The organism is Pseudonocardia wallangbongensis (genome assembly GCF_054486945.1).
Genome location: NZ_JBRERS010000013.1, coordinates 30,457 through 52,246 on the forward strand (window position 1 = coordinate 30,457; position 21,790 = coordinate 52,246).

The 21,790-nt window shown below is 71.5% G+C and carries 21 protein-coding genes; 9 read left to right on the forward strand and 12 right to left on the reverse strand.

Annotation, left to right across the window (positions count from 1 at the left end; genetic code table 11):
• Positions 1-168 precede the first annotated feature (168 nt).
• The 3 genes from ACU436_RS34070 to ACU436_RS34080 are packed head-to-tail and all read right to left on the reverse strand — an operon-like array spanning position 169 to position 3,247.
• Complete coding sequence (locus ACU436_RS34070; protein WP_459031173.1) at positions 169-1,731, reverse strand: ABC transporter permease; 1,563 nt, start codon at positions 1,729-1,731, stop codon at positions 169-171.
• A complete protein-coding gene (locus ACU436_RS34075) occupies positions 1,728-2,630 on the reverse strand; it encodes an ABC transporter ATP-binding protein (protein WP_459031174.1) in 903 nt (300 codons plus the stop codon). The genes ACU436_RS34070 and ACU436_RS34075 overlap by 4 nt, the downstream gene beginning before the upstream one ends.
• Positions 2,627-3,247, reverse strand: a complete 621-nt coding sequence (locus tag ACU436_RS34080) for a TetR/AcrR family transcriptional regulator (RefSeq protein ID WP_459031175.1) — start codon at positions 3,245-3,247, stop codon at positions 2,627-2,629. Before ACU436_RS34080 ends, ACU436_RS34075 begins: the two co-directional genes overlap by 4 nt.
• Before the next feature lie 98 nt (positions 3,248-3,345).
• On the opposite strand from ACU436_RS34080, the gene ACU436_RS34085 reads away from it, so the two are divergent.
• The 4 genes from ACU436_RS34085 to ACU436_RS34100 all read left to right on the forward strand — a co-directional run bounded on the left by ACU436_RS34085 (position 3,346) and on the right by ACU436_RS34100 (position 7,435).
• Positions 3,346-4,215 carry an NAD(P)-dependent oxidoreductase gene (locus ACU436_RS34085; protein ID WP_459031176.1) on the forward strand — a complete coding sequence of 290 codons (870 nt, stop codon included), beginning with the start codon at positions 3,346-3,348 and terminating at the stop codon, positions 4,213-4,215.
• Between the two features lie 87 nt (positions 4,216-4,302).
• Entirely contained in the window at positions 4,303-5,319 is a 1,017-nt protein-coding gene (locus ACU436_RS34090; protein ID WP_459031177.1) for an amidohydrolase family protein, read from the forward strand.
• Positions 5,316-6,416 (forward strand): Gfo/Idh/MocA family protein, encoded by a 1,101-nt coding sequence (locus ACU436_RS34095; protein ID WP_459031178.1) that lies wholly within the window; start codon positions 5,316-5,318, stop codon positions 6,414-6,416. The genes ACU436_RS34090 and ACU436_RS34095 overlap by 4 nt, the downstream gene beginning before the upstream one ends.
• Positions 6,413-7,435: a Gfo/Idh/MocA family protein gene (locus ACU436_RS34100; protein ID WP_459031179.1), complete on the forward strand. Its 1,023-nt coding sequence runs from the start codon at positions 6,413-6,415 to the stop codon at positions 7,433-7,435. The genes ACU436_RS34095 and ACU436_RS34100 overlap by 4 nt, the downstream gene beginning before the upstream one ends.
• On the opposite strand, the gene ACU436_RS34105 is transcribed toward ACU436_RS34100, so the two are convergent.
• Positions 7,422-8,474: an amidohydrolase family protein gene (locus ACU436_RS34105; RefSeq protein WP_459031180.1), complete on the reverse strand. Its 1,053-nt coding sequence runs from the start codon at positions 8,472-8,474 to the stop codon at positions 7,422-7,424. The genes ACU436_RS34100 and ACU436_RS34105 overlap by 14 nt on opposite strands.
• A gap of 25 nt (positions 8,475-8,499) precedes the next feature.
• Between ACU436_RS34105 and ACU436_RS34110 the strand changes: the two genes are divergently transcribed.
• Together ACU436_RS34110 and ACU436_RS34115 are read left to right on the forward strand one after the other, a co-directional pair.
• Positions 8,500-9,555 (forward strand): Ldh family oxidoreductase, encoded by a 1,056-nt coding sequence (locus ACU436_RS34110; RefSeq protein ID WP_459031181.1) that lies wholly within the window; start codon positions 8,500-8,502, stop codon positions 9,553-9,555.
• A gap of 77 nt (positions 9,556-9,632) precedes the next feature.
• Positions 9,633-10,448, forward strand: coding sequence for an ion transporter (locus tag ACU436_RS34115; RefSeq protein ID WP_459031182.1), 816 nt, complete (start codon positions 9,633-9,635; stop codon positions 10,446-10,448).
• A 16-nt stretch (positions 10,449-10,464) separates the two neighbouring features.
• Here the strand turns inward: ACU436_RS34115 and ACU436_RS34120 are convergent, their stop codons facing one another.
• The 4 genes from ACU436_RS34120 to ACU436_RS34135 are packed head-to-tail and all read right to left on the reverse strand — an operon-like array spanning position 10,465 to position 13,882.
• On the reverse strand, positions 10,465-11,208 hold the full coding sequence (locus ACU436_RS34120; RefSeq protein WP_459031183.1) for an ABC transporter ATP-binding protein: 744 nt from the start codon (positions 11,206-11,208) through the stop codon (positions 10,465-10,467).
• 2 nt (positions 11,209-11,210) lie between these two features.
• Entirely contained in the window at positions 11,211-12,029 is an 819-nt protein-coding gene (locus ACU436_RS34125; protein ID WP_459031184.1) for an ABC transporter permease, read from the reverse strand.
• The gene (locus ACU436_RS34130) at positions 12,026-12,850 is read right to left on the reverse strand and encodes an ABC transporter permease (protein ID WP_459031185.1); all 825 of its coding nucleotides are present in this window, start codon (positions 12,848-12,850) and stop codon (positions 12,026-12,028) included. Before ACU436_RS34130 ends, ACU436_RS34125 begins: the two co-directional genes overlap by 4 nt.
• A 3-nt stretch (positions 12,851-12,853) precedes the next feature.
• Entirely contained in the window at positions 12,854-13,882 is a 1,029-nt protein-coding gene (locus tag ACU436_RS34135) for an ABC transporter substrate-binding protein (RefSeq protein ID WP_459031186.1), read from the reverse strand.
• Positions 13,883-14,112: 230 nt separating this feature from the next.
• Between ACU436_RS34135 and ACU436_RS34140 the strand changes: the two genes are divergently transcribed.
• A complete protein-coding gene (locus tag ACU436_RS34140; protein ID WP_459031187.1) occupies positions 14,113-15,213 on the forward strand; it encodes an LLM class flavin-dependent oxidoreductase in 1,101 nt (366 codons plus the stop codon).
• A 184-nt stretch (positions 15,214-15,397) separates the two neighbouring features.
• On the opposite strand, the gene ACU436_RS34145 is transcribed toward ACU436_RS34140, so the two are convergent.
• On the reverse strand, positions 15,398-16,669 hold the full coding sequence (locus ACU436_RS34145; RefSeq protein ID WP_459031188.1) for a PucR family transcriptional regulator: 1,272 nt from the start codon (positions 16,667-16,669) through the stop codon (positions 15,398-15,400).
• Positions 16,670-16,715: 46 nt separating this feature from the next.
• A complete protein-coding gene (locus ACU436_RS34150) occupies positions 16,716-17,669 on the reverse strand; it encodes a Gfo/Idh/MocA family protein (protein WP_459031189.1) in 954 nt (317 codons plus the stop codon).
• Positions 17,670-17,785: 116 nt separating this feature from the next.
• Here ACU436_RS34150 and ACU436_RS34155 point away from each other — a divergent pair, with 116 nt between their 5' ends.
• Both ACU436_RS34155 and ACU436_RS34160 read left to right on the forward strand, forming a co-directional pair.
• On the forward strand, positions 17,786-18,901 hold the full coding sequence (locus ACU436_RS34155; protein WP_459031190.1) for a flavin reductase: 1,116 nt from the start codon (positions 17,786-17,788) through the stop codon (positions 18,899-18,901).
• Between the two features lie 66 nt (positions 18,902-18,967).
• Positions 18,968-19,651 (forward strand): ABC transporter ATP-binding protein, encoded by a 684-nt coding sequence (locus tag ACU436_RS34160; RefSeq protein WP_459031191.1) that lies wholly within the window; start codon positions 18,968-18,970, stop codon positions 19,649-19,651.
• Positions 19,652-19,660: 9 nt separating this feature from the next.
• On the opposite strand, the gene ACU436_RS34165 is transcribed toward ACU436_RS34160, so the two are convergent.
• Positions 19,661-20,449 carry an SAM-dependent methyltransferase gene (locus tag ACU436_RS34165; protein WP_459031192.1) on the reverse strand — a complete coding sequence of 263 codons (789 nt, stop codon included), beginning with the start codon at positions 20,447-20,449 and terminating at the stop codon, positions 19,661-19,663.
• A 43-nt stretch (positions 20,450-20,492) separates the two neighbouring features.
• Positions 20,493-21,761, reverse strand: a complete 1,269-nt coding sequence (locus ACU436_RS34170) for a glucarate dehydratase family protein (protein WP_459031193.1) — start codon at positions 21,759-21,761, stop codon at positions 20,493-20,495.
• Positions 21,762-21,790 lie beyond the last annotated feature (29 nt).

The following is a 21,790-nucleotide window of genomic DNA, read 5'->3' on the forward strand; positions in this document are numbered from 1 at the left end:
GCCTGCGGTTCTCCAGCCGCAACGACGCGGTGCCGCAACGACGCGGTGCCGCAACGACGCGGTTCTGCGACCGCACTCGCCGATCATGGCCGGCGGCCGCATGCGGTGGCCGGCACCGCGTTCAGCGGAACGCGCCCAGCCCGCCGAGCTCGCGTCCGACCGCCCCGCTCAGCGCTCGCTCACGTCGCGGTGTGCCAGCCCGGCGAACCCCGCCATCACGAGACCGCCCGCGAGCACGGTGAGCACCAGCAGCGTCGCGCCCAGGCCGTCGCCGGCGGTGAGCGGGCCGAGCGTCCGCACGAACGGCGAGAGGCCCATGACGGTCGGATCGACGAGGCGGAACTCGCCGAGCAGGTCGATCAGCAGCGTGAGGCCGAGGAGCATCCACGTGACCGGCACGGACGCTCGGGGTGCCCAGCCGAACAGGGCGATCGCCACGCCGGCGAACACGAGGCACGCGGGCGCGTAGGCCAGCGTCGTACCGACGAGGCCGAGCGGGGTGCCGTAGCCGATGCCGGCGGCGAGCCCGAGGACGGTGAGGCCGGCGACGACGGTCGCCGCCGCGATGAGTACGTGCCCCGCCGCCCACCGGGTGCGGTCCACCGGGGCCGCGAGCAGGGCGTCCGCGAGCCCGCTGGTCTCCTGCTGCCGCACCTGCAGTGCCGTCACCAGCCCGGAGGCCGTGACCACCTGCGCGAGCACGTAGAGCGTGAACCGGAAGAACACGTCCGCCGGATCGCCGCCGCCGAGGGTGCCGGTGAGCGCGCGGAACGCCGGGGTGTCGAGCTGGGTGCCGACCGAGCCCATCGCGGCGCCGAGCAGCAGGCCGAGAGCGGCGGCCCCGGCGGTCCAGCCGAGCACGGCGGGGCGGTGCAGGCGCCAGGCCAGCGCGAGCGGGCTGTGCAGGCGTGGGCCGGCCGTGGCGGGACCCGGGCGCGCGGGCACGAGCCCGGCCCCCACGTCGCGGCGCGCCGACAGGGCGAACGCCGCCGCGCCGAGGGCCGCGATCGCCACCGCGAAGAGCAGCAGCACCGCCCACCGGTCGCCCGCGAACGCCTGCACGTGTCGGGCCCAGCCGAACGGGGAGAGCCACACCAGCCATGAGCGTCCGACGTCACCGGCCGCGGCCACGGCGAAGAACGCCCCGAGGACGGCGAGGGCGAGGGCGACGGCGGTGCGGGAGGCCTCGGCGACCTGCGCCGCGACCGCTCCGACCGCGGCGAAGAACGACCCGCCGCCCGCGATCGTCGCCCCGAGCGCGAGGCTGCCGGCGGGTGGCTGGCCGTTCGCGATCAGCGTGGCGGTGACGAGCACCGCGATCAGCAGGTTCGCACCCACGACGACGGCGAGCGCGGCGGCGAGCGGCGCGTGCCGCCCGAGCACGCCGGCGCCGACCAGCTCGCGCCGCCCGGCCTGCTCCTCGGTGCGGGTGTGCCGCACGACGAGCAGCGCGCTGACGATCCCGCCGATCAGCGTCAGGGACGTGACCAGCGTCCACGCGGTGAGCCCACCGACCGTGGGCGCGAAGACCGGGCCCCTCGTGGCGAGCTCGGCGGGGTTGACGGCGGCGTGCTCGGCGAACGCGATCCGGTCGGCCGCGCCGGGGTAGCCCCGCTCGGTGGCCACGACGACCCCGGCCGGCAGCGCCGCCGTGACCAGCGCCCAGAGGGCGAGCCGCGCCCGGTCGCGGCGGAGGATCAGCCGGACGAGGTGTCCGGCGCCGGTGATCATCGGGCCGCTCCCACCGGGGCGTCCTGCCGGTAGTGGGAGAGGAAGAGCTCCTCGAGCGACGGCGGCCGGCTGGTGAGGCTGCGCACGCCGGCGGCCGTGAACGCGCGGAGCAGGCCGTCGAGGTGCTCGGGGTCGACGCGGCACGTGACGTGCGGGCCGTGGATCTCGAGACCGTATACGCCCGGCAGCCGGTCGAGACCGAGCGGCGGCCCGGCGAGCTCCGCGGTCACCACCGTGCGCCGCTCCCCGCGCAGCTCGGACAGGTGGGCCGAGCGCACGGTCCGGCCGCGCCGGATGATGCTCACGCGGTCGCACAGCGCCTCGACCTCCGACAGGATGTGGCTCGACAGCAGCACCGTCCGCCCCCGCCGGTGCTCCTCGGCGACGCAGGCGCCGAACACCGACTCCATCAGCGGGTCGAGTCCCGACGTCGGCTCGTCGAGCAGGAGCAGTTCGGTGCTCGACGCGAACGCGGCGACGAGCGCGACCTTCTGCCGGTTGCCCTTCGAGTACGTGCGGCAGCGCCGCGTCGGGTCGAGCTCGAAGCGCTCCAGCAGCTCGTCCCGGCGCCGGGCATCGGTGCCGCCCCGCAGCCGGCCGAGCAGGTCGATCACCTCGCCGCCGGTGAGCGTCGGCCACAGCGTGACGTCGCCCGGCACGTAGGCGAGCCGCCGGTGCAGCCGCGTCGCGTCCGCCCACGGGTCGCCGTCGAGCAGCCGGACCTCGCCCGCCGTTGCGCGCACGAGGCCGAGCAGGATGCGGATCGTCGTGGTCTTGCCCGCGCCGTTGGGGCCGAGGAACCCGTGCACCTCGCCCGCGTGCATCTCGAGGTCCAGCCCGTCCAGCGCCCTGGTCGACCCGAACGTCTTGACCAGCCCGCTGGCGAGGATCGCCGTCATCGTTCTCCCTGTTCGTACTTGTCGAGGCCGTCCCGGATGCGGTCGGCGCCGCCGGGGACGAGCTGGGGTGCGATGAGGTCGAGCGTCGCCCGGCCCGTCGCCGTGCTGCCCGGCCCGCTGAACAGCTCCGTGCCGAGTCCCCGGGTGACGTGTTCGTGCAGCACGGTCGGGCCCAGCCGCATCGCGGTGAGGACCACGGCCCGGGTGTGCGCGTCGGTCTCCGCGGGGACGCCGTCGAGGTACCGCTCCGTGATCGCCACGAGCTCGTCGAACACGGTGGCCGCGGCGGGAGAGCCGTCGACGAGCGCCCGGGCGAGGTAGCGCAGCACCGGTGGCGCCGTCGCGTGGGTGGCGGCGATGAAGGCCGGATCGCCGATGCGGTCGCGCGCGATCCCCTCCTCGACGCCGGCGCGCATGTAGTCGAGGACGAACGCGTCGCACGCCGCGCGCAGGCCGTCCTTCGTACCGAAGTGGTGCTGCACGAGCGCCGGCGACACACCGGCTCGCTCGGCGATGCCGCGGATCGTGGCGCCCGCGGGTCCGCGGGCGCTGAACTCGGCCATCGCCGCGTCGCGGATCCGGGCGCGGGCGGTGAGGTCCTCGGGGGGAACGGTCACGGCATGGACTGTACGCGTGTACAGCAGACTGTACAACTGTACAGAGTGCGTGCGTGAACCGTCGGAAAGTCGTGCGCGGAGGCGCCGAGGCTGGCCCCATGACCACGAACGAGAAGCCGGTGACCGTGATCGGTCTCGGACCGATGGGCCGGGCGATGGTGCGCAAGCTGCTCGCCGCCGGGCATCCGACGACGGTCTGGAACCGCACGCCGAGCCGGGCGGACGCGCTGGTGGAGGAGGGTGCGGTGCGGGCGGCGTCGCCGGACGAGGCCCTGGCGGCGAGCGAGCTGATCATCCTGTCCCTCACCGACTACCAGGCGATGTACGACATCCTCGGCCGCGCAGAACCCGAACTGGCCGGCCGCGTCGTCGCCAACCTCAGCTCGGACAGCCCACAGCGGACCCGAGAGGCCGCGGCGTGGCTCGCGGAGCGCGGCGCGCAGCTGCTCGCGGGCGGGGTGATGGTGCCCGCGCCGATGGTGGGGGAGGAGGGCGCGTACGTCTTCTACAGCGGGCCCCGCGAGGCGTTCGACGCCCACGAGGCCACGCTGCAGGTGCTGGGCCGGCCGGACTACCGGGGTGCGGACCCCGCGCTCGCCCAGCTGTTCTACCAGGCGTTGCTCGCGGTGTTCCTCTCCACGCTGGCGGGTGAGCTGCAAGCGGCCGCACTGGTGGGGTCGGCCGGGGTGAGCGCGAAGGAGCTCATGCCGTACGTGAAGGAGAACATCGGCCTGGCCGCGATGTTCGCGGACGAGACGGCCCGGCACGTCGACGAGCGCTCGTACCCGGGCGACCTCAGCACGGTCACGATGATGGGCGCCACGGCGGGCCACATCGTCGCCGCCAGCCGGGCGGTCGGCATCGACACGGCGTTGCCCGACGCGGTGAAGTCCTTGTACGACCGAGCGATCGCGAAGGGCCACGGGCAGGACAACTGGACGAGCCTGTACGAGGTGATAACGCCCTGAAAGTCGGGCTGCGGCTCACGGATCACGTGAGCGCGTCTGGCGTCTTCGCAGATTGAGCCGGGTGGCCGACCTTTCTACCGTCGGTCCATGGCCAGGGCGCAGCGCAGCGACGGACCCGTGATCGACATCCACTGCCACCGCGAGTGCGCCCCGGTCGCCGCGATGATGCGCGACGCCGCCCGTGCGGCGGGGAGGGTGGCGCTCGGCCACGGCAACGCGCTCACTCGTGCCGTCAACCAGCGCCAGCTCGCGACGATCCGGCCGAAGATGGACGGCTTCGACGTCCGCCTCGCCGACATGGACCGGGCCGGGGTGCAGGTGCAGGCGGTCGCCGTCGCGGTCTACCAGTACTACTACTGGGCCGACGCCGAGCTGGGCGCGAAGGCGGCGCGGATGGTCAACGAGGAGTTCGCGGAGGCCACGGCCCGCTACGAGGGGCGGTTCGTCCCGCTGGGCACCGTGCCGCTGCAGGACTGCGACGCCGCGGTGGAGGAGCTGCGCCACCTCGCCGGGCCGCTCGGGATGCGCGGCATCGAGATCGGCACGCACGTCGAGGGCGAGGAGATCTCCAGCGCCCGCCTCGCCCCGTTCTGGGCGGAGGTCGAGCGGCTCGGGCTGGTGGTCGTGATCCACACCGAGGGCAGCACGCACGCCGATCGGCTGCAGGGGCACAACTTCGTCAACATCATCGGGCACGCCTTCGAAGCGACGCTCGCCACCGCGCACCTGATCTTCGACGGCGTGCTGGCCCGGCATCCGGACCTGAAGATCGTGGTCGTGCACGGGGGCGGCTACCTGCCCGCCTACGCCGGGCGGATCGACCACGGCTGGCGGGCACGGGAGGACGTCCGGGAGGGCGTGGCCGATCCGCCCACGTCGTACCTGCGGAGGTTCTACTTCGACACGATGGTGTTCGAGCCCGGCCAGGTCCGGTACCTCGTCGACACCTACGGCGCCGACCACGTGCTGCTGGGCACCGACTACCCCTACGACATGGGCGACGAGGACCCGCTCGCGTTGCTCGCCGCCACCGGCCTCACCCGGGAACAGGTTGACCTCGTCGCGGGCGGCAACGCCGCTCGGCTCCTCGGAGGTGTGCGATGACCGGCCTCGCCGTGATCGGGTGCGGCACGATCGGCCGCATCCGCGCCCAGCTCGCCCGCGAGTACCCCGGGATCTCGTGGCTGGGCCTCTGCGACGTCCACGAGCCGACGCTCGAGGCCCTCGCCGCGGACACGTCCGCCGATCTCGCCACCACCGACATCGACGAGCTGCTCGCCCGGCCCGAGGTCGGCGCGGTGATCGTCGCGACCGACGAGAGCGCCCACGTCGATCCGGTGCTCAGGGCGGTGGAGCGCCGGGTGCCGCTGTTCATCGAGAAGCCGCTCGCCACCGATCCCACCGAGTCCGCGCGGGTGCTCGCCGCGATCACCGACGCGGGCGTCGACGCGGTGGTCGGTTACACGCAGCGGTTCCGGCGCCGCTTCCTCGCCGTCAAGCAGCGGCTGCGGGACGGCCAGATCGGCGAGGTCACGTCGGTCGTCACGCGTGCGCTGATGAACCGGATGGTGCCCGAGGCCACCCTGGCGAAGGTCGACGACACGACGAACCTGACCCCGATGGTCGTCTCCGGGACGCACAGCCTGGACATGAGCATGTGGCTGCTCGAGGGGCGCGCTCCGGTGGAGGTCTACGCCCGCTCCGTCGACCGCACCCTCGGCCCGCTCGGCACCAAGGACGGCACGTTCGGCGTCTTCACGATGGACGACGGCGTCGTGTTCAGCATGAACATCAACTGGGCGCTGCCGGTGCAGTGGCCGGGTGCCGTCTACGGGCTGGAGATCGGGATCGTCGGCACGCGGGGGGTGATCGACATCGAGGACACCCACCGCGACGTCGTGCTCGCCAGCGAGATCGGCCAGCCCGCCGGCTACCGCAGCCGCGGCTTCGACGCCCCGGCGGCCCGGCACGTCGACTTCATCGGCAGCTACCCGCCGGGTGATCTCTCGGCGGGGATGCTCTGGGGCCCGATGCGCGAGGAGACCACCACCTGGTTCGCCCGGGTCTGCAAGGGCGTCCCCACGCCGCACGCCACCGCCGCCGACGGCCACCGCAACCTGCTGCTCACGATGGCCATGGACCTCTCGGCGCGCACCGGAACACCGGTCAAGCTGCCGATCGCGCCCGAGGAGCTGACGTGAAGGTCGCTGTGATCGGCACCGGCTGGTGCGGCGGGATCCGCGCCGTGGCCGCCTCCCGGTCCGCGCTGGTCGGGGAGCTGCACCTCGCCGAGATCGACGCGACCCGGCTCGCCGAGGTGGTGGCGCTGACCTCGCCCGCGTCCGTCACGGCCGACTGGACCGGGATCGTCGCGAACGACGCGATCGACGCCGTGCTGGTCTCGGCGACGCCGGAGGACCTGCACCACCCCATGGCGAAGGCGGCGTTGCAGGCGGGCAAGCACGTGCTGCTGGAGAAGCCGATCGCGCTCACCCTCGACGAGGCCGACGAGCTGATCGGGATCGCGGAGGAGCGCGGGCTGAAGTTCACCATCGGCTACTCGCAGCGGTTCAACGCGAAGCAGGCGATGGTCAAGCGGTCGATCGAGGAGGGCGCGCTCGGCGACGTCACGAGCGTGCTGGTGAGCCGCCACATCACGCGCTCGCTCGGCGCGAGGATCGGCTCCCGCACCCGCCTCTCGCCCGCGGCGATGGAGGCCACGCACGACCTGGACTTCGCGTTCTGGTGCCTGCACCCGCGCCGCCCGGTGCGGGTCTACTCGCAGAACGCCTGGGGCGTGCGCGCGCCCGCGGGCCCGGACACCCAGTACGTCGTGGTGACGATGGACGACGGCGTCGTGGTGGTGGTCGGGGCGGGGATGTCGCTCCCGCCCGGCTACCCGAACCAGTCGACCACCTGGATCGAGGTCATCGGCACCGACGGTGCCGTGCTGGCCGACGCGAGCCACCGCGACATCGTGCTCAACACCGTGCGCGACGGCGTCCGCTTCCCGCTGTCGACGATGCCGGGCGAGTACGTCGACCACGTCTACGCGGGCCCGATGGAACGCGAGACCACGCATTTCCTGGAGGCGGTGGCGCACGACCGGCCGGTGCTCGTCGACCCGCGGCTGGCCCGGCAGACGATGGAGGTCTACCTCGCCGCCGACCTGTCCGCCGAGCGCAACGAGGTCGTGGAGCTGCCGCTCAAGGATGCATGAACAGGCGGGCCGCGTTCCCGCCCACCACGAGCGCCCGCTGCTCGGCCGTGAGCGCCGCGCGCTCCAGGAAGCCGAGCGGGTCGACCGTGCTCATGTCGAACGGGTAGTCGGTGCCCATCAGCACGTGGTCGGCGCCGAAGTCGGCGATGAGCTGCTCGACCATCCGCGGGTCGAACACGTTGGTGTCGAAGTACAGCTCGCGCAGGAACTCGCTCGGCGGCCGGTCGATGTGGTGGCGCAGCTCGGGGCGCACCGCGTAGGCGTGGTCGGTGCGCGCGGCGTAGAAGGGCAGGTAGCCGCCGCCGTGGACCACCAGCATCCGCAGCGCGGGGTGCCGCACCCAGACGCCGCCGAGGATCATGCGGGTGACCGCCAGGGTGGAGGCCAGCGGCATGCACATGACGTTGACCAGGTAGTAGTCGCGGAAGCGCTCGCCGTGGGTGAAGCCCTGCGGGTGCAGGATCGCGGTCATCCCCAGCTCCACCGCCGCCTCCCAGACGGGGTCGAAGCGCCGGTCGTCGAGGTCGGCGCCGAGCACGTCCGCGGAGAGCTCGAACCCACCGAACCCGAACTCGCGCCGGGCCTGGGTGAGGACCTCGACCGCGAGTCTCGGGTGGTTCATCGGCACGTTCGCCACGGCCGCGAACCGGTCGGGCCACCGCGCGACCACCTCGGCGAGCCGCTCGTGCTGCAGCCGCACGGCGCGCAGGGCCTCGGCCTCGTCGAGCCAGTAGAAGTACTCCGTGGGCGGCACCGCGAGGACCTGCACGTCCACCCCCTGCAGGTCCATGTCGGCGAGGCGGGTCTCGGCGTCCTCGAACTGCGCGGTGTTGCGCTCGCTGCCCCGGTGGGCCGCGTTGTAGCGCAGCGTCTCCTCCGACGAGTAGCGGGTGCGCGGCTCGTACTCCGGGCGGAAGTGCGGCTTCGCCAGCGCTGCGGCGGCGGGCACCGAGAAGTGGGTGTGCACGTCGACGCACGACACCGGCGGCTTCGTCGCGACGGTCGGCGCGATGCGCGGTGCAAGATCAGGCAACGACATCCGTGCTCCTCGGGAAGGTGGTCACATGCGCTGGTCGTCGGAGGTACTGGTCGGGTTCGCCGCCGACGCGCTCGCGGCGGTCGGGGTCCCGCCGCCGGCCGCGGCGACAACGGCCCGGCGGCTCGTCGAGGCGGACGCCCGCGGCCGCACCGGGCACGGGCTGATCCGGCTGCCCTCCTACGTCGGCCGGATCCGGGCCGGTGGGCTGGACCCGCGGGCCGAGGCGACGCGCCACCACGAGACGCCCGTCTCGGCGCTCGTCGACGGCGGCAACGGGCTCGGCCACGTCGTCGCGACCGCGGCGACCGAGCTCGCGATCGCGAAGGCGGAGGAGTACGGCATGGCGTGGGTCGGCACGGTGCGCTCCAACCACGCGGGCGCGGCCGGCCTCTACGTGGAGATGGCGGCCAGGCGGGGACTCGTCGGCCTGTACCTGGCGGTGGCCAACTCCAACGGCATGCCGCCCTGGGGCGGCGTCGCGCCGCTGCTCGGTACGAACCCGATCGCGATCGCCGTGCCCACGAACGCCCACCCGTTCGTGCTGGACATCGCCAGCACCGTGGCCTCCCACGGCACGATCGCCGTCGCGGCCCGCGCGGGGCACCCGCTGCCGGAGGGCTGGCTCGTGGACGCGGCCGGCCGGCCGGTGACCGACCCGGCCCGGGTGGCCGAGGGCCTGCTGGTGCCGATCGGCGGGCACAAGGGATCGGGGCTCACGACGGCGATCGGCCTGCTCGCCGGCGTGCTCAACGGGGCGGCGTTCGGCGCCGAGGTGATCGACCACCACGCCGACCTCGAGACGCCGACGAACACGGGCCAGGCCCTGCTCGTTCTCCGGCCCGACCTGTTCCGCCCGCGCGAGGTCGTGATCGCCGAGCTGACCCGCCACCTCGACACCCTGCGCGCGTCGGGCACGGCGGACGGCCGGCCCGTGCGGCTGCCCGGTGACGAGGCCGCGCGCCGGCTCGCGGAGAGCGAGCGGCTGGGCGTGGAGCTGGCCGACGACGTCGTCGCCGACCTCGACGCGCTGGCCCGCGACCTCGAGCTGCCTGATCATCAACTCCTGACGGTAGGGCGGTGATCGGGCACCCTCAATGTGCGCCGGCGGCAACGGGGCTCACGTCTTCCGGGTGCGCTCCCGCCGCTACAGTCCGCGACGTGATCGAGTCAGCCGGACCGACGGCACGCACGATCGTGGAGCATCGCGCCTTCCAGCCGGCGGTCATCGCCGTCATCCTCCTCAACGCCGTGACGCTCGGGCTGGAGACGTCCCCCGCGATCGTGGCGTCGACGGGGGGCTTCCTGCACGCCGTCGACCGCATCGCGTTGGCGGTCTTCGTCGTCGACATCACGTTCCGGCTGGTCGCGTACGGGCGGCGGTTCTGGACGGATCCGTGGAACGTCTTCGACTTCCTGATCGTGGCGATCGCGCTCCTCCCCGCGTCCGGGCCGTACTCGGTGCTGCGGGCGCTGCGGGTGCTCCGCGCGCTCCGCCTGATCTCGGTGGTCCCGAGCATGCGCCGGGTCGTCGGCGGCCTGCTGGCCGCGCTCCCCGGCATGGCGTCGATCGCCGCGCTGCTCTCGCTCATCCTGTACGTGGCCGCGGTCCTGGCGACGAACCTGTTCGGTGCGGTTGCCCCGCAGTGGTTCGGTGACCTCGGCACCACGCTCTTCACCCTGTTCCAGACGATGACCGGCGAGGGTTGGGGGGACATCGCCAGGGAGGTCATGGCCGCGATGCCGCTGGCCTGGATCTTCTTCGTCGTCTACATCCTGATCAGCTCGTTCATGGTGCTGAACCTGTTCATCGCGGTGGTCGTGAGCGCCATGGAGAGCCAGGTCGTGGCGGAGATGCGGGCGGAGGAGGAAGAGCACGCCGTCGAGGAGCAGGTCGCGAACCGGATGATCCTCCAGGAGATCAAGCAGCTGCGCGCCGAGGTGGCCGGGCTCCGACTGGAGCGGTCGGAGCCGTAGGCCGGGGGATCGGAGCTCAGCTCACCGCCAGCGTACCGATCTTCTCGAACGTCCGGAACACCTCCGCCTTCGTCACCGCGACGTCGGTGTCGGTGACCTCGCGCGGGAACGGCAGCGTCACGTCGATGTCGTCGGCCAGCCGCCCGCCCTTGGCGAAGACGAGGATCCGGTTGGACAGCTCCACGGCCTCGCCGACGTCGTGGGTCACGAACACCACCGTCTTGCCGGTCTCGGCCCAGATCGTGTGCAGCTCGGCGCGCAGGGAGCGCGCGGTGAGGGCGTCGAGGTGGCTGAACGGCTCGTCCATGAACAGCAGGTCGGGTTCGGTGGAGAACGCGCGCGCGATGCCGACGCGCTGCTGCATCCCGCCCGACAGCTCACCGGGGAACTTCCCGCCCTTGTCCCCGAGCTGCACCATCTCGAGGTAGTGCCCGCAACGGGCACGGGTGTCGTCGGAGCGGTCGCGCTGCACGAACAGCATGTTGTCCAGGACCGTGCGCCAGGGCAGCAGCCGCGCCGCCTGGAAGACGTACCCGGCCCGCGCGGGGCGGCCGTCCGCGGTGATCGACACCGCGCCGCTCGTGGGTGTCTCGATGCCGGAGAGGATGTTGAGCAGCGTCGACTTGCCGCAGCCGGACGGCCCGACGATCGACACGAACGCGTTCCCGCTGATCTCGATCGAGACGTTCTCCAGCGCCACGACCTTGTCGGACCCGACACCGAACTCCTTGTGCAGATCGCGGACGACGACCTCGGCCATGGTCACTGCTCCTTCGGTGCGGCGGCGGCCTCGAGCGGCGGCCGCCACCTGAAGAGCCGCTTCTCGAGCTGGTCGAACAGGAACTTCTCGAACACGATCGCGAAGATCACGAACAGCAGGGCGTACCCGATCACGCCGTACGCGCGGTGGGCGTCGTACCAGAACTTGATCGTCCAGCCGGCGCCGTCCTGGCCGCCGAAGACCTCGGCGACGACGAGGCCCTTCCAGCCCAGCGCGAAGCTGTAGCGCGCGGCGGCGAACAGGAACGGCATCAGCGAGGGCAGCAGCACGTGCCGGATGACCCGCTCCCGCGGGACGCCGAACGCGCGGGACATGTCGAACAGGTCGGCCGGGGTGTTCCGCACGCCCTCCCGGACGTTGATGATCACGAACGGGACGCCGGTGAGCACCACGGTGACGATCGGGCCGACGTCGCCGAAGCCGAACGCCAGCGAGCAGAACAGCGCCCACGCCAGGCTGGGCATCGCGAGGATCGCCACCACCCAGTCGTTGAAGAAGGCGTTGACGCCCTTCGACAGGCCCATCGCGATGCCGATCACCGTGCCGATCAGCAGCGCGATCAGCATCCCGATGCCGAGCCGTTGCAGGGAGGTCCCGAACGTCGCGTACACGGTGTGCGGCGCGAGGGTGTCGGCCGTGATCTCGGCCCACATGAACTTCAGGACCTGCCACGGCGTGGGCAGCACGTCCACGGCGAACGGCCAGATGGTGGTGACGAGCTCGATCGAGAGCAGCCAGATCACCAGGCACACGAGCGGGAACGTCAGCCGTCCGGACAGCGAGCTGCGCAGGAAGGTCACGATTTCAGTTCCCCCCGCCAGGCGAAGAAGCGGCGTTCGATGGCCTCCAGCACGACCTTCTCCAGGAACAGCGCGAGCACGTAGAACGCGAGGATCCAGGTCAGGAACTCGTCCAGCCGGAAGAGCTGGGTGGCCGTGCGCATCTTGAACCCGATACCGGACGAGGCCGCGAACACCTCGGTGAGCACCGTGATCTTCCAGGCGATGGAGAAACCGAACCGGACGCCCGTGAAGATGAACGGCGCGAGGTGCGGCACGACGATGTGCCGGTTGCGGCGCAGCACACCGACCCCGAACGACCGGCTCATGTCGACGAGGTCCTTGGGCAGGGACTTGATGCCCTCCGAGACGTTCACGGTGACGATGGCGAACGTCGTCAGCACGATCGCGAGCAGCGGGCCGGCCGGGCGGTTGCCGAAGACGATGGCGGTGATGAGCGCCCAGATCAGGCCCGGTGTCGTGACGCCGATCGTGACGGCGTCGCGGAAGAACCCGGCGAGCCACCGGTTCTGCATCAGGATCCCGACGAGCGTGCCCACGACGAACGCGATCGAGAACCCGATCCCGATGCGGGTGAGCGTGACGGCGAACGCGCCGGGCACGTCGCCGGTGGCCCACAGCTCGCCGAACGTGCGGAACACCGTGGACGGCCCGGGCAGGAGCCGCTCGCTCAAGATTCTTCCGGATGCCAGCTCCCAGATGCCGAGGAAGAAGACGTAGCCGGCGATCCGCCAGGTCCACGCGCTGACCCGTTGTCTGCGTCTGGACTCGCGGGCGAGGTCCTCCTCCGTGGTGCGCGGCGCGATCGCGACCGTCGTCACGCGTCACGCCGCCGGCTCGAGCGCCACGAAGTCCGGGGTCGGCGCGTCCGGCGGCAGGTAGTTCGCGTTGTCCGGGTTCAGGTTCTTCATGAGGCTCCAGATCGCCGTCTCGGACTCGATCCACCCCTGGTCGAGGAACACGTCGTCGACGAACCAGTCGTTCTCGCCGCTCACGAAGTCCGTGATGAACGCGATGTCCTCGTCCGTCTCGACCGCGAAGTGCTGCGGGTAACGGCGGACCGTCTCGGCCTTCGACTGCTGCCACATGTCGATGCCCTCCTGCCACAGCTCCAGGAACTTGACGGCGAGGTCGCGGTTGGCGTCGAACCATTCCGCGGTGGCCGTGAAGTTGTTCCCGAGCACGTGCCGCTCGCCGTCGTTCTCGGGCGCGAACTCGGAGTAGAGCTGGAAGGGCAGCTTGCCGCCGTACATGAGCTCCAGCTCGCCCTTGCGCAGCTGCGGAACCGCGGCCTCGGGGATCACGGCGGCGGCCTCGCAGTCGCCGCGCAGCAGGTTGGTCGGGTTCACGAAGTGGTCGTTGACGACGAGCTCGAAGTCGCCGCCGCCCACCCGGTAGTCGAGCCCGTGCATCTCCTTGGCCAGCACCGTCCAGAACGCGGTGTTCGACGTCGGCCCGGACACGCAGATCTTCGACCCGCGCGGGATGTCGGCGAGCGTCTCGTAGGGGTCGCCGGCCCGCCGCAGGAGCGGAACTCGCTGGTAGTTGTACTTGCCGAAGGTGACCGTCTCGATGCCGGTCTCCTGCTCCAGCACCGGGGTCTCCTGGGTGGACATCGACACGATGTCGCCGTGCCCGCCGGCGAAGTAGGTGAACTCGTCCCAGGTGGTGCTGGTCTCGATGCGGACGCCGTTCTCCGCCTGCCACCGCTGGATGACCCCGGAGTCCTCCATCAGGTCCCACACCGGGTCGGGGGCGAAGGCGAACCGGATCACCTTCTCGTCCGGGTCCGGGGCCGCACCGCACCCGGCAAGTGCCACGGCCGTGGCGAGCGCGGTGAGGGTCGCCGCCATCCTCGTCCTGAATGCCACGTTCGAACGCCCCTTCGGTCGCGACCACATCGACGCACAGTTCGCGACGATTAGACCGATGGGGCCGGACCTCCCGCACTGACGTGCTGCGTCAGTCTGGGCCGGTACGGGTGGCGGGGCACGTGACGGTGACGCCCCACGTCATGCCGGCCCGGGCGAATTCGCTGCCGCCGCCAATGCGTCGCCGGCCGTCGCCTGGGTGACTGGGAGGCATGCGTCTGGGTTACTTCTCGATGCCGCTGCACCCGGGCGGCCGCAGCTGGTCGGACACGCTCGCGGAGGACCGCGCCGGGGTCCTGCACGCCGACCGGCTCGGCTACCACGACGCGTTCATCGGCGAGCACCTCACCGACCGGCACGAGACGATCACCAACAGCCTGGTCTTCCTGGCCACCCTCATCGGCGAGACCTCGCAGATCCGGCTGGCCACCGGCACGACCAACCTCTCCCAGCAGCACCCGGTGCTGGTGGCGGCGAACTCCGCGATGTTCGACCACCTCTCGGGCGGCCGCTTCATCCTCGGCGTGAGCCCGGGCGCGCTGCCGTCGGACGCGGAGGCGCTCGGCATCCTCGACGAGGACCGCAACCGCATGTTCGCCGACGCGATCGACGTCATCCTCGCCGTCTGGGAGTCCGAGCCGCCCTACAAGATCGATATCGAGGGCAACCGGTTCCACGTCACCACGGAGAGGACGCTCGACGACGAACTGGGCGTGGGCATCATGCCCAAGCCGCTGCAGCGGCCGCGCCCGGAGATCGTCGGCACGGTCGTCGCGCCGTTCTCCAAGGGCGTGATCGCGATGGGCGCCCGCGACTTCCACCCGCTGTCGGCCAACTTCCTGCTCCCGCAGTGGGTCGCGACGCACTGGCCGAACTACGTCGAGGGCAAGGCCTCGGTGGGGGAGCAGGCCTCGCCCGACGACTGGCGCATCGCGCGCACGATCTTCGTGGCCGACGACCCGGACGTCGCGCAGCGCTACGCCCGCACCGACCCGGACAGCCCCTATCGCTACTACTACTCCCAGATGCTCAAGAAGATGACGAAGATCGGGCGGCTGGAACTGTTCAAGACCGACCGCGGCCAGCCGGACGAGGAGGTGACCCTCGACCACATGCTCGACCACCTCGTGATCGCCGGCACCCCCGACCAGGTCGCCGAGCAGATCCTGGAGTTCCGGGAGCAGGTGGGCGACTTCGGTGAGCTGGTCTACGCGGGCATGGACTGGGTGGACCCCGCTCTCGGCCGGCGCTCGATGGAGCTGATGGCGGCCGACGTGATGCCGAAGATCAACGAAGCGGTCGACGCCGGGTGATCCGCATGCTGTTGGGAGGAGGCCTCCTGACGGCGCCGCGCATTGTGCGGGCCGCCCTCCTGTCGTCATGATCGGTGTTTCGGCGCGTTCTCGTGTCACTTTCGCCCGTTTTCGCGCCGAAGCCTCGATCATGTCCGCGAAACCGGCCTCCGGCGCCACCGGAGGCCCCAACAAAGGCCGCCACTCAGGGAGCCATGACGCGCATCATCCTCGTCGCCACCTGCAGTTCCGTACGCCGTTCCTGCAACGAGTGGCCCAGCAGGTGCTCCGCTTTCTGGAGGCGGTTGCGCACCGTGTGCTCGTGCAGGCGCAGGTGTTCGGCGGCCGCGACGTGGCTGCCGAAGCGGAAGGATGCCTCCAGGGTCTCGCGGAGGCGCGACGCCTCCGCGGTGTCGCGCGCGAGGGGGCCGAGCTCCTTCTCGACGAACGCCCGCGCGAGCGCCGGGTTCTGCATCATGAGGATCTCGAGGCCGACGTCGGCGTAGCGCACGACGAGGGGCGCGGCCTCCGGGGCCCAGGCCGAGCGCACGTGTTCGGCGTCCTGGGCCTGGGTGAGAGCGGTGCGGAAGCCGTCGACGCCGTCGGCCGGCTCGCCGAGCGCGGCCGGCACCCCGGCCGTGTGCAGCACCCGCTCGACGGTGTCGACGAGCCCCGGGCGCCACTCCGCGATCCGGCCGAGCCAGATCACGGTGGAGCCGAGCGTGAGGGCGTACACGAGCGTCCACTGCGACGAGGTCTCGCCACGCAGCCCGATGGCCAGCTGCGTGGCAGCGCCCTCGGCCATCGTGGGCAGCAGCACGGCCAGGTGCCGGCCGCCCAGCTCGTAGGACAGGATCGCGAGGTCCGACCCCGACAGCCCCTCGTCCTCACCGCGCAGCACGTCGCGCACGAGGCTGCGGCGCATGTGGGCCCGCGACCGGCTCAGTGCCTCGTAGTCGCGGGTGTAGGTCTCGGCCACCTGGGAGGCCACGTGGTCCTGGTAGCCGAGAATGATCTGCGTCAGCAGATGGTGCGCCTCCACCGCCTCCTGGCAGGGGATGCCGCGGCGCGCGATCTCCGCGCGGAGCCGCCCGCTCCACGCCTCCCACATCGTGAAGAAGCTGACGCGGTAGGAACGCTGCGTGGACTTCTGCGGGATGCGCAGCTGCGCCTGCACCGTGGCGAACGAGAGCACCTGCTCCAGGTAGACCTCGTCGAGGGAGATCGAGCCCGCGATCACCGAACGCAGGCAGTACGCGTTGGCGCGGCAGCTCGCGTGGAGGCGCTCGCGGAACTCCTCGTCGTGGGCGTGGCTCGGGAAGGCAACGGCGAGGCAGCGCTGCACGACCGTCTCCAGGAGACGTTCGACGTCGAAGTCGGTGGTGATCTCCCGGGCCCAGTCCGGGAGGGGGCGGTCGTCCTGCCACAGGTCGATCGGGACCCGGGCCTCGGCCGCCGCCGAAACGTCCTCACCCATCCACATCGCGCAGCTCCCTCCACGTCGAGGATCCCCTGCGCGTCCATCAAAGGATCTTTTCGACCCTTCCCGACAGGGCCGAAGCGGTGATCGCCTCGAACGTCCGTGCACCGGCGAGGATCTCCGCGTGCGGGATCGGGTACTCGGCGTCGCCGTGTGCGGCCCGGGCGAACTGCTCGATGTTGTCGCGCACGCTGGGGTGCGGCCCGAAGAAGCGCGTGGCCGGCTCGCCGCCGCGCGGCATGCGCGTGACGTCCCAGCCCTGCGGGTCCTGGGGATGGCTGCGGTCGCGGATCTCCATCCAGCCCTCCGAGCCGAGCATCGCGACGCGGCCGACGAACGGTGTGGCGAGCACGGCGGTGATGAGCGCGGTCTCGCCCGTCTCGAACCCGAGGGTGATCGTGAGGGTGTCGCCGTTGGCCATGTGGGTGGCCTGGGTCGAGAGGCGAGCCCACACCTCGACCGGCCGTCCGAGCAGGCTGATCGCCAGGTCGACGAGGTGGATGCCGGTGGCCGAGAGCGGGCCGACGGGCGCTTCCACCGGTGAGAAGCGCCAGTTGTCCGGTGGCAGGGCGAGGAAGATGTCCTGGCTGAAGTTGCCCTCGAACACCAGGGGCGTGCCCAGCTCGGCGCGGTGCACGGCGGCACTCAGCTCCTGTACGGCCGGTTCGAAGCGCCGCTCGTGCCCGACGCCCAGCTGCACGCCCGCGTGGGTCACGGCGGCCAGCGCGCGCTCGGCGTCCGCGCCCGTCGTCGTCAGGGGCTTCTCGCAGAACACGTGCTTGCCGGCGGTCGCCGCGGCCACGATCTGGTCGGCGTGGAACCGGTGCGGGGTCGCGAGGATCACCGCGTCGACTCCGCCTGCGGCGAGCACCTGCTGGAAGGTCCACGACGTGTCGAGGTCGACCTCGTGCGTCACCCGCACGACGGTGCTGTCCCGGAGGTCGTGGACGATCTTGCGGCCCCACCATCCGAGGCCGATCACGGCAGCTGAGATCACCCGACCAGTGAATCCGCGGGCGGGAACATCGACAGTGGTCCCTGCCGTGAATCTCCGCTGCCGCTCTGCCGCATCGCGTCATCGCGTCCGTGGTGGCGCGTCGGTTCGATGGAGCGATGGACGAGTCGCGGTTCCGGCACGTCGTGAGCCACCTCGCGAGCGGCGTCACCGTCATCACCACGCGCGCCGACGGCACCGACCACGGGATGACGGCCAGTTCGGTCACCTCGCTGTCGGTGGACCCGCCCCTCATGCTCGCCTGCCTGCACAACGCCGCGCCGACCACCGCGGCCGTCGCGCGGGCGGGCCGGTTCGTCGTCAACGTGCTCGCCCAGGGCGACGAGGACATCGCCCACCAGTTCGCGGCGCCGAGCGCGGACAAGTTCCGCGGCGTCGCGCTCGAACGCGGCGCCGACGGCGTGCCGCGGATCGGCACTGCGCTCGCCCACCTGGAGTGCGAGGTCGCCGAGCGCGTGACCGGCGGCACCCACTCGATCTTCATCGGGCACGTCGTGGTCGCGTCCGCTCACGAGGGGCGGCCGCTCACGTACTTCCGGGGCGGCTTCGGCCGCTTCGAGTTCGCCGTGAACGACGCGGCGTACCAGCGGCTGCGGGGGATGGTGCTCGACCGCGTGTTCGCCGCGGGCGACGTGCTCGGCGTCGAGGAGCTCGCCGACCGGTTGCACATCGACCGGTCGTCGGCGTTCTACGCCCTCACGCGGCTGGCGTCCGACGCCCTCGTCCGGCGGGACCCGGACGTCGGCTACGTGGTCACCGCGTTCGACGTCCGGACCTCCGACCAGACCTTCGACGCCCGGCTCGCCATCGAGCTCGGTGCGATCGACCTGTGCCTCGACCACGTCACCGCGGAGGAGCTCGACGAGCTGGGCCGCCGCTTCGACGCGATGGCCGCCCTGCTCGTGGGCGACCGCTTCGTCGACTTCCACGGCTACCTGGACGCCAATTACGCCTTCCATGAGTACCTGGTGTCGCTCGCCCACAACCCGCTGCTCACCGCCACGTTCGGCAAGCTCTCGATCAAGAGCGTCATGACCCGGAGCTTCGGTTCCACGCCGGAGTCGTCGCAGCGGTTCATCGAGGTGCAGCGCGGCATCCTCGACGCGTTCGTCGCCCGCGACGCCCCCGCGGCCCGCACGGCCGCCAGGAGCTACTGCGAGCTCGCCAAGGCCCGGGCGCGGGAGATCCTCGCCCTGACGGCGGGCCTGCTCTGACGTTGACGTCGCGCGTGATCGGACGGACGATGCTGGTCTCGCACTTTCTCGACGAGGAGAAAGTTGATGATCGAGCTAGAGTCCGTCTCCAAGGTCCACCGTTCCGGCTCCATCGAGGTGCACGCGCTCCGCGCCGTGAACCTGTCGGTCGCCGAGGGCGAGTTCGTCGCGATCATGGGTGCATCCGGGTCCGGCAAGACCACCATGATGAACATCGTCGGCTGCCTCGACGCGCCGTCCTCGGGCGTCTACCGGCTCGACGGCGCCGACGTCGGAACGCTCGGCGAGAACCAGCTCGCCAGGATCCGCAACACGCGGATCGGGTTCGTGTTCCAGTCCTTCAACCTCGTGGCGCGCACCGACGCGCTGGCCAACGTCGAGCTGCCGCTCGTCTACTCGGGCGGGTCCGCGCGCAGGGCCCGTGCGCGGGCCGCGCTGGAACGCGTGATGCTCGGGGGCCGGATGCACCACATGCCCAACGCGCTGTCGGGCGGTGAGCAGCAGCGCGTCGCGATCGCGCGGGCGATCGTCACCGACCCGCGGATGATCCTCGCCGACGAGCCGACCGGCAACCTCGACTCCTACGCGACGACCGAGATCATGGACCTGTTCTGCGAGCTCAACCACGAGGGGCACACGATCGTCCTGATCACCCACGAACGCAGCGTCGCGGCCCTCGCCCGGCGGGTGGTGAAGCTGGAGGACGGCCGGATCGTGAGCGACAAGCCGAACGGCGCGCTCGTCGGCTGACCGCGCCGCTCAGGGCTTGCGCGCCAGGCAGCCGTGGTCGCCGGTGTGCTCGGCGGGCCCCCCGACCTCGGTCTCTTCCGGTCGCCAGCGTTCCACGGGGACCAGGCCGGGCTCGACCGGTTCGAGACCGGTGAAGAACTCTCCCAGCTGCGTCCGCGTGCGCAGGTGGTACGGATCGACCCCGCTCTCCGCGTACCTGTCGGCGGCCTCGCGCACCCGTGCACCGCTGTCGGTGTTGTCGCGCACCAGCAGGTAGCTGCCCGACGGGACCGCGTCCAGCACGCGGCTGACGATCGACTTCGCCTCGTCGAAGTCGGGCACGTAGCCGAGGATCCCGAGGAACATCACGGCGATGGGCTTGTCGAAGTTCAGCACGTTCCGGGCGTCCGCGATGATCGTCTCGGGGTCGTGGACGTCGGCGTCGACGTAGGTGCTGATGCCTTCCGGGGTCGTGTTCGTGAGCAGGGCCCGGGCGTGGGCGAGCACGATGGGGTCGTTGTCGACGTAGACCACCCGCGCGTCGGGCGCCACCGCCTGCGCCACCTCGTGGGTGTTCAGCATGGTCGGCAGGCCGGTGCCGACGTCGAGGAACTGGTGCACCCCGAGCTCGCCGGCGAGCAGCCGCACGGCCCGGATCAGGAACTGCCGGGACTGGCGGGCGAGCGTGACGATCTGCGGGTACGACGCGGTGACCGCGTCCCCGGCTGCCCGGTCCACCTCGTAGTTGTCCTTGCCCCCCAGCCAGTAGTTCCAGACCCGCGCCGAGCTCGGTGTCCGGAGGTACTGATCGTCCAGCATGGCGCAGAGGCTAAGGGTCTCGTGGACCGGGCGGAAGGGCGAGTTACCAGCGTGGGGTGCGCCTCTCGTACGCCGGGTCGACGCGCTGCATGTAGCCGGTGTCGTCGCGGTCGGTGATGCCGCAGGCGAGGTACTGCTCGTGGAGCGCACCGAGGGCGTCGCGGTCGAGCTCCACGCCGAGCCCGGGCGAGGTGGGCACCGCGACCGCGCCGTCGGCGAACGCCAGGACGCCCGGCTCGATCACGTCCTCCGCGGGGTCCTTCCACGGCCAGTGGGTGTCGCAGGCGTAGGTGAGGTTGGGCGTGGCGGCGGCGAGGTGGGTCATCGCGGCGAGGCTGATGCCGAGGTGGCTGTTGGAGTGCATCGAGAGCCCCATGCCGAACGTGGCGCAGATCCCGGCGAGGAGCGTCGAACGGCGCAGGCCGCCCCAGAAGTGGTGGTCGGACAGGACGACCTGCACCGCGTTCTGCCGGATGCCCGGATCGAGGTCGGCGAAACTGACGACGCACATGTTGGTGGCCAGCGGCATCGACACCTTGCGGGCGACCTCGGCCATGCCCTCGATCCCGGCGGTCGGGTCCTCCAGGTACTCGACGAGCCCCTCGAGCCCCTGGCCGACGCGGATGGAGGTGGGCACGGACCAGGCGGCGTTCGGGTCCAGGCGCAGCGGGTGGTCGGGGAACGCGGCGCGCAGCGCCCTGATCGCCTCGATCTCCTCGTCGGGGTCGAAGACACCGCCCTTCAGCTTGATCGCCGAGAAGCCGTAGTCGTCGATCATCCGGCGGGCCTGTTCGACGATGCCGTCCGGGTCCAGCGCGGCGCCCCACGTGTCGGGCTCGGAGCCGGGGTGGCCGGCCCACTTGTAGAACAGGTAGGCGGAGAAGTCGACGCGGTCGCGCACCGCCCCGCCCAGCAGCGCGGAGACCGGCTGCCCGGTGGCCTTGCCCTGCACGTCGAGACAGGCGACCTCGAACGGGGAGAGGACCCGGTCCACCGTGCTCGCGGTGGTGATCATCCCGGCTGTCCCGCCTCCGCCCGCGGTGTCGCCCGCGACGGACTCCGCGACGATGCGGGCCAGCGCGTTGAGATCCCACACGTCCACTCCGGGGATCCGGTCGGCGGCGCGGCGGAGCCGGGCGAGATGGGCGCTGTCGGCGTAGGTCTCGCCGAGCCCGGTGAGCCCCTCGTCGGTGCGGATCTCGACGATCGTGCGGATCGCGTACGGCTCGTGGACGCCGACGGCGTTGAGCAGTGGCGGATCCTTGAAGGCGACCGGGGTGAGCTGGACTGCGGCGATGCGGTGTGCGGTCACCGCCCCATTCTCACCGCGGAGATCCGTTC

Excerpts from the sequence above, each read along its gene's own strand:
- ACU436_RS34075 (WP_459031174.1), bottom strand. The coding sequence starts at position 2,630 with ATGACGGCGATCCTCGCCAGCGGGCTGGTCAAGACGTTCGGGTCGACC.
- ACU436_RS34085 (WP_459031176.1), top strand. The coding sequence starts at position 3,346 with ATGACCACGAACGAGAAGCCGGTGACCGTGATCGGTCTCGGACCGATG.
- ACU436_RS34120 (WP_459031183.1), bottom strand. The coding sequence starts at position 11,208 with ATGGCCGAGGTCGTCGTCCGCGATCTGCACAAGGAGTTCGGTGTCGGG.
- ACU436_RS34090 (WP_459031177.1), top strand. The coding sequence starts at position 4,303 with ATGGCCAGGGCGCAGCGCAGCGACGGACCCGTGATCGACATCCACTGC.
- ACU436_RS34160 (WP_459031191.1), top strand. The coding sequence starts at position 18,968 with ATGATCGAGCTAGAGTCCGTCTCCAAGGTCCACCGTTCCGGCTCCATC.
- ACU436_RS34165 (WP_459031192.1), bottom strand. The coding sequence starts at position 20,449 with ATGCTGGACGATCAGTACCTCCGGACACCGAGCTCGGCGCGGGTCTGG.
- ACU436_RS34105 (WP_459031180.1), bottom strand. The coding sequence starts at position 8,474 with ATGTCGTTGCCTGATCTTGCACCGCGCATCGCGCCGACCGTCGCGACG.
- ACU436_RS34095 (WP_459031178.1), top strand. The coding sequence starts at position 5,316 with ATGACCGGCCTCGCCGTGATCGGGTGCGGCACGATCGGCCGCATCCGC.
- ACU436_RS34145 (WP_459031188.1), bottom strand. The coding sequence starts at position 16,669 with ATGGGTGAGGACGTTTCGGCGGCGGCCGAGGCCCGGGTCCCGATCGAC.
- ACU436_RS34070 (WP_459031173.1), bottom strand. The coding sequence starts at position 1,731 with ATGATCACCGGCGCCGGACACCTCGTCCGGCTGATCCTCCGCCGCGAC.
- ACU436_RS34140 (WP_459031187.1), top strand. The coding sequence starts at position 14,113 with ATGCGTCTGGGTTACTTCTCGATGCCGCTGCACCCGGGCGGCCGCAGC.
- ACU436_RS34135 (WP_459031186.1), bottom strand. The coding sequence starts at position 13,882 with ATGGCGGCGACCCTCACCGCGCTCGCCACGGCCGTGGCACTTGCCGGG.
- ACU436_RS34155 (WP_459031190.1), top strand. The coding sequence starts at position 17,786 with ATGGACGAGTCGCGGTTCCGGCACGTCGTGAGCCACCTCGCGAGCGGC.
- ACU436_RS34110 (WP_459031181.1), top strand. The coding sequence starts at position 8,500 with ATGCGCTGGTCGTCGGAGGTACTGGTCGGGTTCGCCGCCGACGCGCTC.